At 64.3% G+C, this 11682-nt stretch carries 10 protein-coding genes; 4 read left to right on the forward strand and 6 right to left on the reverse strand.

Annotated elements, in window-relative coordinates; translation table 11 throughout:
* Positions 1-2 precede the first annotated feature (2 nt).
* Positions 3-998, forward strand: a complete 996-nt coding sequence (locus tag CLU91_RS19440) for a cytochrome-c peroxidase (protein ID WP_100875454.1) — start codon at positions 3-5, stop codon at positions 996-998.
* A gap of 9 nt (positions 999-1007) precedes the next feature.
* Here the strand turns inward: CLU91_RS19440 and CLU91_RS19445 are convergent, their stop codons facing one another.
* The 3 genes from CLU91_RS19445 to CLU91_RS19455 all read right to left on the reverse strand — a co-directional run bounded on the left by CLU91_RS19445 (position 1008) and on the right by CLU91_RS19455 (position 6679).
* Entirely contained in the window at positions 1008-3395 is a 2388-nt protein-coding gene (locus CLU91_RS19445) for a S9 family peptidase (RefSeq protein ID WP_100875455.1), read from the reverse strand.
* Positions 3396-3487: 92 nt separating this feature from the next.
* A complete protein-coding gene (locus CLU91_RS19450; RefSeq protein ID WP_100875456.1) occupies positions 3488-5761 on the reverse strand; it encodes a putative bifunctional diguanylate cyclase/phosphodiesterase in 2274 nt (757 codons plus the stop codon).
* A gap of 90 nt (positions 5762-5851) precedes the next feature.
* Positions 5852-6679: a YggS family pyridoxal phosphate-dependent enzyme gene (locus tag CLU91_RS19455; protein ID WP_100875457.1), complete on the reverse strand. Its 828-nt coding sequence runs from the start codon at positions 6677-6679 to the stop codon at positions 5852-5854.
* 92 nt (positions 6680-6771) lie between these two features.
* Between CLU91_RS19455 and ptsJ the strand changes: the two genes are divergently transcribed.
* Together ptsJ and CLU91_RS19465 are read left to right on the forward strand one after the other, a co-directional pair.
* Positions 6772-8073: a MocR-like B6 salvage transcription factor PtsJ gene (gene ptsJ / locus CLU91_RS19460; RefSeq protein ID WP_100876814.1), complete on the forward strand. Its 1302-nt coding sequence runs from the start codon at positions 6772-6774 to the stop codon at positions 8071-8073.
* A 30-nt stretch (positions 8074-8103) separates the two neighbouring features.
* Entirely contained in the window at positions 8104-8823 is a 720-nt protein-coding gene (locus CLU91_RS19465) for a glutamine amidotransferase-related protein (RefSeq protein ID WP_100875458.1), read from the forward strand.
* 7 nt (positions 8824-8830) lie between these two features.
* Here the strand turns inward: CLU91_RS19465 and CLU91_RS19470 are convergent, their stop codons facing one another.
* Together CLU91_RS19470 and CLU91_RS19475 are read right to left on the reverse strand one after the other, a co-directional pair.
* Entirely contained in the window at positions 8831-9799 is a 969-nt protein-coding gene (locus CLU91_RS19470; protein ID WP_100875459.1) for an IS1595 family transposase, read from the reverse strand.
* Positions 9800-9939: 140 nt separating this feature from the next.
* Entirely contained in the window at positions 9940-10245 is a 306-nt protein-coding gene (locus CLU91_RS19475; protein WP_100875460.1) for a PsiF family protein, read from the reverse strand.
* Positions 10246-10511: 266 nt separating this feature from the next.
* Here CLU91_RS19475 and CLU91_RS19480 point away from each other — a divergent pair, with 266 nt between their 5' ends.
* On the forward strand, positions 10512-11051 hold the full coding sequence (locus CLU91_RS19480) for a DUF2058 domain-containing protein (protein WP_071079601.1): 540 nt from the start codon (positions 10512-10514) through the stop codon (positions 11049-11051).
* 29 nt (positions 11052-11080) lie between these two features.
* Here the strand turns inward: CLU91_RS19480 and CLU91_RS19485 are convergent, their stop codons facing one another.
* Entirely contained in the window at positions 11081-11551 is a 471-nt protein-coding gene (locus CLU91_RS19485; RefSeq protein WP_157814739.1) for a hypothetical protein, read from the reverse strand.
* Positions 11552-11682: the final 131 nt, after the last annotated feature.

An 11682-nucleotide genomic window follows, 5' to 3' on the forward strand; every position in this document is an offset into this window, starting at 1 on the left:
CTATGCGCCGCACCCTCTCACCCATCCTTTTCATCACCAGCCTGGCCTTCGGCGGCGTGCTGCACGCCGCCGAAAAGGAAGCGATCCAGCCGATCACTGCCGCCAAGGTGGCCAATCCGGCGATGGTCGAATTGGGCAAGAAATTGTTTTTCGACCCGCGCCTGTCGCGCTCGGGCTTTATTTCCTGTAATAGCTGCCATAACCTGAGCATGGGCGGCACGGACAACATCAAGACCTCGATCGGCCACAACTGGCAGCGCGGACCCATCAACTCACCCACGGTGCTCAATTCCAGCATGAACGTGGCGCAATTCTGGGATGGCCGCGCCAAGGATTTGCAGGAGCAGGCGGGCGGTCCCATCGCCAATCCCGGCGAGATGGCTTTTACGCACGAGCTGGCCATCGACGTGCTGGCCTCGATTCCCGCCTACCGCGCGGAGTTTCGGCAAGTCTTTGGCCGGGATAAACTGACCATCGAACAAATCACGCGCGCCATCGCCGCCTTTGAAGAGGTGCTGGTGACGCCCGGTTCCCGCTTCGACCAATGGTTGATGGGCAAGAAAAGCGCGCTGACGAAAGACGAGCTGGCCGGCTACCAGCTGTTCAAATCGAGCGGCTGCATCGCCTGCCATAACGGCCCCGCCGTGGGCGGCAACACCTTCCAGAAGATGGGCGTGGTGGAACCGTATAAAACGGCGATGACGGCGCAAGGGCGCTCGGCCGTGACGGGCAAGGATGCCGACCGTTTCAATTTCAAGGTGCCGACCCTGCGCAACGTGGAGCTGACCTACCCCTACTTCCACGATGGCGAAGCGGCCACCCTGACGCAAGCCGTCGACGTGATGGGCCGTTTGCAACTGGGCCGCACCTTTACGCCCGACGAAAATGCCAAGCTGGTGGCCTTCCTGAAAACCCTGACGGGCAAGCAGCCGCACATCGTGCTGCCGATCCTGCCGCCATCGTCGGACACGACGCCGCGGCCCGTGCCGTTTGACTGACCCCAGCCTTTACTTCAGCGTGCGCTGGAACAGCTGATAAATCCGGCGGTACTCGTCATACCACGCTTCCGGCTGCACGAAGCCGTGGCGCTCCATCGGGTAGCTGGCCATTTCCCAGTTATCCTTTTTCAGCTCGATCAAGCGCTGCGACAGGCGCACGGAGTCCTGGTAAAACACGTTGTCGTCGATCATGCCGTGGGCGATCAAGAGGTTGCCCGTCAGCTTGTCCGCGTATTCGATCGGCGACGAGATTTTATACGCTTGCGGATCGACGTCCGGCGTGTTCAGGATATTCGCCGTGTACTCGTGGTTGTAGGTCGTCCAGTCCGTCACGGGACGCAGGGCGGCGCCCGATTTGAAGATGTCCGGCGCGCGCATCAGGGCCATCAGGCTCATGAAGCCGCCATAACTGCCGCCATAGATGCCCACGTTCCGGATGTCGCCTTGGTGCTGCTGCGCCAGCCAGTTGGCGCCGTCGATGAAATCTTCCAGTTCCGGGTGGCCCATCTGGCGGTAGATGGCCGTGCGCCAGGCGCTGCCGTAACCGAGCGAGGCGCGGTAGTCGACGTCGAGCACGATGTAGCCTTGCTCGACCAGCAGGTTGTGGAACATCTGTTCGCGGAAGTAGACGGGATAGCGCTCGGTCACGTTCTGCAGGTAGCCGGCGCCGTGGGCGAACATGACGATCGGGTAGCGCTTGCCCGTTTCCAGCTGCGCCGGGCGATACAGCTTGGCCCAGATCGGTGCCGCACCATGCGTGGATGGCACTTGCACCAGTTCCGGCATGACCCAGCTGCGCGCCTTGAAGGCGTCGCTGCGTGTATCCGTGAGGATAGTCGCCTTGCCGCCAGAGACAGAAACGGTGGCCAGCTGGGCCGGCATATAGCTGGTGGAATAGCGCAGCAGCAGCTTGCCGTTGTCGGGTGACAGGCCGAAGTTTTCCACGCCTTTCAAACTGGTGACTTCGCGCGCGCCGCCCTCTTTCGCCGTGCTGGCGCACACTTCATACGTGCCAGGCGCTTGCCGGTTGCACATGAAATAGGCATGCTTGCCGTCGCGGCTCCATTCGACGGCGCTCACTTCCCATGGGCCGCTGGTCAGCGCGCGCGCCGGGGCCGCGCCCGTTTTCGCGTACAGGTGAGCGTAGCCGCTTTCCTCGGACAGATACCACAGGGTGGCGTTGTCGGGCAGCCAGCCGAATTGCTCGGCGCGGCGGTTGACCCAGGCCGCGTCGCTGATGCGGTGCACGGGCACGAGGGCGCCGTTGGCCAGGTCGACGTTGGCGAGCCAGCCATCCTTGTTGTCGATGGCGCGGATGCGCACGGCGGCCTTGCTGCCGTCATCGGTCCAGGCGATGCCGTCGCGCTGGGCGTCGATACGCACGGGGCGGTTGCCTTTCAACGGCGGCAGCTTCTGTTCCGCGCGCAGTAGCGCCAGCGGATCGATCGCGATGCCGGGCAGGCTGTCGAAAGCGATCTCGCGCACCTGGCCCGTGCGCAGGTCGGCCAGTTTCAGGCTTTGCGCAATCGGCATGTTGCGGCCCACGCGCGTGCGCTCGTCGTCCGCTTCCGGGTAGCCCGTTTCCGTGACGTAGCGGGCCAGTTTGCCCAGCTTGCCCTTTTCGGCGGCCTTGTCTTGCGTGACGAACAGCAGCCAGCGGCCGTCCGGCGACAGGGCGCTGCCGGAAATGGTGACTTTCTCGCCCAGGTAGATCGGTTCCGGCGCGCGCGTGGCGTCCAGGCGGCGCTCTTCCTGGCGGCGTTCGCGGCTGGCATCGCGGTCTTGCTTCTGGCGCGCCAGGTTGACGATCAGGCGCAGCTGCAGTTCGCGCAGCGCGTCCGCTTCCGGCTTGGCGTCCGGGTCCTTGGCCGCGCGCAGCAGGGCCACGGGCGCGCTCAGGCGCTCAACGCGGCTCCAGCTGAACCAGTCGCTGCCGCTGCGGTATTGCACGGCGCCGCCGTCGCTTGAGTATTGCGGGTCGCTGATGGCGGTGACGCCGCGCGTAATTTGCGTCAAGGCGCCGTTTTTCAGGTCGCGCTCGAACAAGTCGCCGTTGCGCAGCAGGATGGCGCGCGTGCCGGCCCGGTTGACGAGCATCTGCTGGCCATCAAGATGGGCCAGTTGCGCGTCGTCGACCTTCGCGCCGCTATTGAGTCTGGCGCCGGCGCCTGGCAATTGATAGGTGTCGCGCAGGGGCGAGCCGAGGCGTTTTTGCTTGTAATACAGCTGGCCATTCCAGCCCCACCACGCCGCTTCGACGGGTGTGCCTATCCAGTCGGGATCGGCCATGGCCTGGTCCAGGGTGATCGGCGTGGGGGCGGTGGCGGAGGGGGCGGCGTGCGCGGCGGACAGGGCGGCAGCTAGCAGTGTGAGTAGCAGGGGAAGAACCAGACGCATCGGGGATCACTTTAATCAAAGGGGATGGTGAAGGTACAGGCTATGAGGCCGGTATTCTAGCGGAGGAGTTTCGTACAAGAAATGTCGGAAAGCTAAGCTTGCTGCCGGGCCAGCCACGTCATGAAATCAGGCAATGGCATGGGCCGCGCATACAGGTAACCCTGCAAGCCGTCGCAATCGTGGGCGACCAGGAAGTCGGCCTGCTCCTGCGTTTCCACGCCTTCGGCCACCACGCGCAAGCCCAGGTGGCGCGCCATGGCCAGGATCGCCTGCACGATGGCCTTGTCGCGTGCATCGCGCGGCGTGTCGTCGATGAAGCGCTTGTCGATTTTGAGTTCGTACAGCGGCATCGAGGTCAGGTAGGAGAGGCTGGAATAGCCGGTGCCGAAATCGTCGATGGAAAAGCGGATGCCCAGGTCCGCCAGTGCGCGCATGCGCGCCAGCGAGGCATCGCGCTGGTCGATCAGCAAGCCTTCCGTCAGTTCCAGGATCAGGGCACCGGCCGGCGTGCCGTGTTCGGCCAGCGCCGCCTGCACGCGGGCGGTGAAATCGGGCTGGCGAAACTGGGCCGGGCTGACGTTGACGGACAGGGGAACGGGCTGGCCAGCCTGCGCCAGCACCTTGGCGGCGCGGCACGCCTCGCGCAGCGCCCAGTGCCCCAGCCTGACGATCAGTCCCGATTCCTCGGCGATGGGGATGAAGATGCCCGGTGCGATGAAGCTGCCGTCCGGCTGCTGCCAGCGCATCAGCAATTCGGCGCCCGTGACCCGTCCATGGCGGTCGACCTGCGGCTGCACGTGCATGCACAATTGGCCCATGTCGAGCGCGCGTGCCAGCGCCCGTTCCAGGGTCAGGCGACGCTCCACGTCCGCCTGCATGGCCGCTTCAAAGAAGGCGATGCCGTTGCGCCCTTCCGCCTTGGCGCGGTACATGGCGATATCGGCTTCGCGCAGCAAGTCGTGCGCCTGCTGCTGCGCTTTCGGCAGCAGGGTCACGCCGATGCTGGCGCTGCAATGATACGACTGCCCGCCGATCTCGAAGTCGCGCGCGATGGCGGCGCGGATTTTCTCGGCCACCTGGGCCGCCGCATGGGCCGCGCCGTGCAAATCATCGGCCAGGTGCGCCAGCAGCACGACGAATTCGTCGCCGCCGATGCGCGCCACCGTGTCGGCCTTGCGCATCAGCTGTGCCAGCCGTTCTCCCGCCAGGCGCAGCAGCGCGTCACCGGTGGCATGGCCGCGCGCGTCATTGATGTGCTTGAAGTGGTCGAGGTCGATGAACATCAGCGCGCTGATGGACTGGTCGCGCGGCGCGGCGGCCAGCAAGTGGGCGATGCGATCCATCAGCAGGCGCCGGTTGGGCAAGCCCGTCAGCACGTCGTAGAAGGCCAGGCGGTGGATGTCCGCTTCCGATCGCTTGCGCTCGTCGATTTCGCGTTCGACGGCCACCCAGTGCGTTTGCCTGCCGTCCGCATCCGTAAACGGCACCAGTTCCGCTTCGACCCAGTACGCCTTGCCGGCCTTGTTGTAGTTCAGCAATTCCACCCTGGCCGGCTGGGCGCTGGCCATGGCGGCGGCGACGCGCGCCAGTTCGCCCGCATCGGTGGCGGGGCCCTGCTGGAACAGCAGGCTGCGGCCCAGCACCTCGGCACGCGCATAGCCGCTGCTGCGCTCGAAGGCGTCGTTGACGAAAATGATGCGCGTGGCTGGCACCGCGCCTGGGCCGGGCGGGGCATCAGCCACTTCGGCCACTTCGGCGATCATCACCATGTCGTTCAGGCGGGCCAGCGCCGTGGCCGTCAAGCGCAGCTCGGCGTTGCGTTGCGACAGGGCCTGGCTGCTGTCTTCCAGGTGGCGCAGCAGGAAGGCGCAGGACAGGGTCAGCACGGCGGCGATGAACAGGAAGTTCAGGGCCACGATCAGCGCGCGCAGCACGGGGGAGTCGGGCGTGCCCGGCATTTGCAGGGCGACGTCGGGGTGCAGGCCGAGCAAAAAGATGGTCAGCGAGGTCAGCGCCAGGGTGGACAGGGCTGGCCGCATGCCCAGCAGCAGTGCCGCCAGCACGGGCATGAGCATCATGTAGATCTGGCTGACGGGGCCGATTTTCAGCAGCAGGCCCACGCCCACCAGGTAGGCGACGATGAGGAATTGCCACACGCGCCAGCGGTAGGGCATGGCGCGCAGATGCCAGATGACGCCGATCCAGCCGATGGCCAGCAAGTCGAGGGCGACAATGGACCAGATGGCTTCGCTGGCCGCCAGCAAGGCGCTGGGAATGGCCGTCACGAAGCCAAGCAGCAGCACCACCTGCAGCAGGTGCTTAAAGACCTGGCCGCGCCAGTGCGCGAGATCGTTCGACGCCGCCACGCTGCCGTCCTTTCTCCAGAATGCCGTGTAACCGTACTGAGCAGTAGGTTGACTAAATACTACGCGCTATCTTTCTTCATGTCATCTTGATCATTCGGCATGATTGACTGCACGATCATCTTCCGCTGCCGGCCAGTAGTGGCTATCGGGCGTGTCCCGCGCGCCGAAGATGGCCTGGCCGACGCGCACGACGGTGGCGCCTTCTTCGATGGCGATTTCGTAATCTCCGGACATGCCCATCGACAGCTCGTCGAGGCTGATGCCATCAGGGGCGTCCTGGCGCAGCCGGTCGCGCAGTTCGCGCAGCAGTACGAAGCAGCGGCGCACGCGCACGGCTTCCGCCGATAACAGCGCCAGGGTCATGAGTCCGCGCACGCGCAGCGCCGGGAAGGCGGACAGCTGGCGCAGGAAAGCGGCCACATCGTCCGGCGGCAAGCCGTACTTGCTGGCTTCGCCCGAGGTGTTTACTTGCACGAACACATCAAGCCCGCGCCCTTCCGCTTGCAGGCGCCGCTCCAGCGCCTCGGCCACGCGCAGACTGTCGAGCGCCTGGAATTCGCTGGCAAAGCGCGCCACCAGCTTGGCCTTGTTGGTCTGCAAATGGCCGATCACCGACCATTGCAGGTCGGCCAGGTCCGCCATCGCTTCCCATTTGCGGCCCGCTTCCTGCGGCTTGTTTTCTCCCAGCATGCGGCAACCGGCGGCGTAGGCCAGACGCAGGCTCGCCTCGGGCTTGGTCTTGCTGACCGGCAGCAGGCGCACGCCGGCCGGATCGCGCCCGACCCGCTGGCATGCGGCCGCCATGCGCGCATGCACTGCCGCCAGATTGCGGCGGAAGTCGTCCACCGACACGGCTTGCGGCCAGCGCCCATGCCGCTCATGCATGGTGGGAGTGAGCAGGGGAGTGTCTGTGTGCATGTGTCAGCCTTGTCTTCGCGCTATTCGCGGCAGGAGTCGCCGCAGTGATGTATTATTGTCCTATGCCAAAATATATCATGTCTGAGACTATCGTGAAAATCACAGGGAAAACCGCCGCGGAACTGTTCGACAGCATCCGCGCGCTGACGCAGGCGGGCGAATTGCTGCCGGGCCAGGAGCTGCCCACCGTGCGCGAGCTGGCCGCGACCTTGGGCGTCAACCGCAATACCGTGTCGCTGGCGTACCAGCGCCTGGTGACGGCCGGCATCGCGGTCACGCAAGGGCGCCTGGGCACGGCCATCCGCCCGCAGCGCGATCCCGGCGAGCAGGAAGGCTTGCTGCCCGGCTCGCCGCTGGCTGACCTGGCCGGCGGCAATCCGAACCTGGCCTGGCTGCCCGATGTCGGCGCGGCCCTGGCGCGCAAGCCATACCGCCCGCGCCTGTATGGCGAGGCTACCGTGGATCCGGAACTGGAAGCGCTGGCGCGGCGCTGGATGGCCGGCGACTGCCCCGAGGGCCACGACATCACCCTGACGAATGGGGCGGTGGACGCGGTCGAGCGCCTCTTGGGGGCGTATCTGGTCGCGGGCGACAAGGTGGCCGTGGAAGACCCGTGTTTCGTCAGCAGCATCAACACCTTGCGCAGCGCCGGGCTGCACGCCGTTGGCGTGGCGGTCGATGCCGAGGGCATGCAAGCCGGGGCGCTGGAGCGGGTGCTGGCGCAAGGCGCGCAAGCCGTCATCGTGACGCCGCGCGCGCACAATCCCACCGGCTGCAGCCTGAGCGCTGCGCGCGCGGATCAGCTGCGCGCCGTGCTGGCCGCCTACCCGCACGTGCTGGTCATCGTCGACGACCATTTCTCGCTGCTGTCCGCCGCCGGCTACCAGGATGTGATTGCGCCTGCGGCCCGGCGCTGGGCGCTGATCCGTTCCGTGTCGAAGATCTTCGGCCCCGACCTGCGCCTGGCCGTTGTCGCCAGCGACGGGCAGACGGCACAGCGTTTGCGCCTGCGCCTGGCGCCCGGCACGAACTGGGTCAGCCATCTCTTGCAGGATGCCGTGAGTTCCTGCCTGTCGTCGCCCGACGTATCCGCGCAAGTGGTCCTGGCCCGCGCCGACTATGCGCGCCGCCGCGACATGATGGCGGCGGCGCTGGCGGCGCACGGCCTGGTCTGCGCCAGTCCCGCCGATGGCCTGAACCTGTGGCTGCCGCTGCCGGACAGCAGCCAGGCGGCCGTGCTGGCGCTGGCCCGGCATGGCTGGCTGGTGCGTGGCGGCGAAGCCTTCGGCGTGCAGGCGCAGGCGCAGGGATTGCGGATCACCGTGTCGACCATCGATGAAGCGGGCGCGCAGGCGTTCGCCAGCGTGCTGGCCCAGGTGCTGGGCAGGTCATAGTTTCAGTTACTCGTCACAGAAGGGAACATCATGAAAGTCCATTTCATCGTGCATGAAGCGTTCGAGGCGCCGGGCGCCTATGAGACTTGGGTGCATGAACGGGGCCACGAGGCCGCGTATTCCCGCGTCCATGCCCACGAGCCGTTGCCCGGCTCCATCGCGGACATCGACCTGCTGGTCGTCATGGGCGGGCCGCAGTCGCCGTCGACGACGCGCGAGGAATGCCCGCATTTCGACGCGGCAGCCGAACAGGCCCTGATAGCCGCCTGTGCCGCGGCGGGCAAGGCCGTGGTCGGCGTTTGCCTGGGCGCGCAGCTGATCGGTGCGGCCTTGGGAGCGCGCCATGCGCACAGCCCTCAAAAGGAGATCGGCAAGTTTCCCGTCATGCTGACGGAGGCAGGGCGGGAGAACGGCAAGTTCACGCATTTTGGCGATGTCCTGGAAAGCGGGCATTGGCACAGCGACATGCCGGGCCTGACCGGCAACGCAAAAGTCATCGCCTATAGCGAAGGGTGCCCGCGCCAGATCGTCGAATACGGTAACCTGGTGTACGGCTTCCAGTGCCATATGGAGTTCACGCCGGAGGTGGTCGAGCTGCTGATCGCCGCGTCGGAAGCAGAACTGGCCACGCTGGCGTCGCACCGCTTCGTGCAGCAGCCGGCGATTCTGCGCGCCCATGACTGGCAAGCGATGAACGGCCAACTGTTTGTTTTCCTCGACCGGCTGATGCAGACCTACGCAGCGCAATAAAAAAAGGCTATGTCACCGCCAGGTGTGGGAACGCGCCCAGCGTTGCTTTCAATAATGTTTCTGGGGAACGAATACGCCCGGCGTCGAGTATCCAGCGCCACCCCAGGTAGTTCGGCAGGTAGCGCGTGGCCACGCCGTGAAACGGCCCCAGCCATTGTCGCAAACGGCTGTGATAGGCGTTGACGTTCTGTACGTGGGCGGCGCCCTGCACGCGGATGCCTGCGCGCAAGTTGACGGCCTGATGGCTGATACGAGCTTCCCTGGCAAAGGCCCGGTAGGCCGCATGGCCGTCGGTGACCAGCAGGACATCCTTGTCGATCATGGGCAACAAATAGTGGCGCAACCGCGCCTTGGTCAGCGCCCCTTTGCCCGTGACGAAATTGAGGGTCTGGCCCGTGCGGTCGCGCGCCACCAGAATGCAGACCTGTTCATTGGAAATGCCGCGCTTGTGGGCACGGCCGCCCCGGCGGCGCGCCGGACGCGTCATGCTTCTGGATCCCTTTTCCGATTCCAGCAGATATAACTCGTCGGCCTCGGCAATGCCATGCAGGCCATGCGGCCGGTCCGTCTTTGCCAGCGATAAAAACCGGTGGCGCCAGCGAAACGTGGTATTGCGGTGTACGCCCAGTTCAGTGGCTGCCTTGCGCACGGAATCCGATGCCAGCAGACAATCGGCGTAGTCGAGCCACAGCGATTTATGGCGCAAGCGGGCCAATGGGGTGCCAGAGAGCGCATTGAAGGTGCGGCCGCACGGCACGCAGCGGTAGCGCTGCAGTCCGTGCGCATGACCATGTCGATGCAGGTGATGCGATTGGCAGGCGGGGCATGCCAATCGCGGCTGTAGCACACCTTCCAGCAGCGCGACGGTCGCGTCATGTGGCGCGTTGCCACGCAGCAGGGCCATTCCTGCCTGTCGTTGGCGCCGGCTCAAATGCGCAAATTGCGCGATAAAACTGATCCATTCGGCTGGCTGCATGATCTGCTCCCTGTGTGGTGAGTATGCAGAGTCAGACAGCACAACCAAGGGAAGATTCGGCATTTCCCCTATTTGCCGATGACAGAGCCTAAAAAAACGCCAGCATGATGCTGGCGTTGCTGGGGCAAGCGGCGAGGCGCTTATTTCTTCGGTGCGCTCAGGCATTCCTTCATGAAAGCCTTGCGCGCATCGCCCTTCATGTCCTTGGCGTCGGCATTGCATGTTTTCATCTTGTTTTGTTGCGTCATGGCCGGCGCCGGCTTGGCGCTCAGGCATTCCTTCATGAAGGCCTTGCGCTCATCGCCCTTCTTGCCGGCGGCATCGGCATTGCAGGTGGTCATTTTCGACTGTTGCGCCGTCTTGGCGACGGGGGCCGCTTCCGGTGCGGCGGCAAAGGCGGTGCTGGCAAACGCGGCAGCGATGCAGAGGGCGATTAATTGTTTCATGGCAAATCCTTGTAGACGCAGGCGATGGAAGGGGACGTGCAATCGGCAGCTCACTGCCGATATGCAGAACGTAACTAACTATATGACATTTATCAACAAAATTTCCACTTGTGTGTGTCTTTTTGTTACTGCCGGGCGCCAGACGTCCACCGGCTGGCGCGGACAGCCATGTTGCGGCGGCAGCGGTCCTGTTTTTTGCTATGCTAGCGTCTTTCTACCGGCCGATGCCGCTGCCTTGGCCGGCGCACCCTCAATACGGAGTAGTTATGGTCTCGTTGCAAGAGCAGTTTTTAAAGGCCGGCCTGGTCGACAAGAAGAAGGTCAAGCTGGCCAACCAGGACAAGAGCAAGCAGAAAAAGGACGAGCGCAAGAGCGGCACGCAAAGCGTCGACGAGGTGCGCCTGGCGGCGCTTGAGACGCAGCGCAAGAACGCGGAACGCGCGCGCGAACTGAACGCGCAGCGCGACGCGGCCGCCAACCAGAAAGCCATCGTGGCGCAGATCGCGCAAATGGTGCAAAAAAACCGCCAGAGCAAGGGCAACCACGGCGAGCTGCCGTACAACTTCACGTTCAACAACAAGATCGAGCGCATCTACGTGACGGCCGCCGTGCAAGCCCACCTGGTGGCGGGCCGTCTGGTGATCATCTGCCTGGGCGGCGCCGTGGAACTGGTGCCGCGCATCATCGCCGACAAGATCGCCGAACGCGATCCCGCCATCGTCGTGCGCGTGAAACAGGCCAGCACGGAAGTGGACGAGGACGATCCGTATGCGGCGTTCCAGATTCCTGATGATTTGATGTGGTAGTGTTGGCGCCCCCTTTTGGGGCGCCGCGGCTATTTCAGGTCTTGATCGACCCTGATCGCGCCATCAAGCGACATCAGGTAGTCATATAGTGCGTAGGTGGACGCTAGTTTCTTTTTCGTGCTCCACCATATCGCCAAGAGAATGAAGCCCGCACCTATCGGGAGCGTCAGCAGCGAGAGAACCAGTATTGCCGACATCCAGCCCTTGATCGTGCGTGTGCCGGCGGGTGGATTCAACGCATACAGCACGCCGTTGGCGCGCTCCAGTGCCAGCAAGGCGCCACTCTGCGTTTCCTGCGTCATGATGGTCATGTGCAGCTTGACCTTCTCGCCCGACTGCAGCACCTCCTGCAGGATATCGTCCATTTCTTCCGTGACGAGGAAACGCCTTCTCACCCGGGTGCCATCGGCCATCGTCAGCTTATTGTATTGGTAGTAGCAGCCTTTGCTCCATTTGTCCCCCAGGGACTCGATGACACCTTCGTAGACCTTGATACTCATTTCCATGCTCCTTGCGATAACGTGCTCAAAGCATGCCAGCGCAGCTGCCCGCCGCGCCACGGTTTTGACATAACTGAATCATGACAGCCATGTATGTTGTTGATTTAAAAGCAGATTTGTATGTGCGTAGG

This window comes from Janthinobacterium sp. 64 (genome assembly GCF_002813325.1).
GTDB lineage: Bacteria > Pseudomonadota > Gammaproteobacteria > Burkholderiales > Burkholderiaceae_D > Janthinobacterium.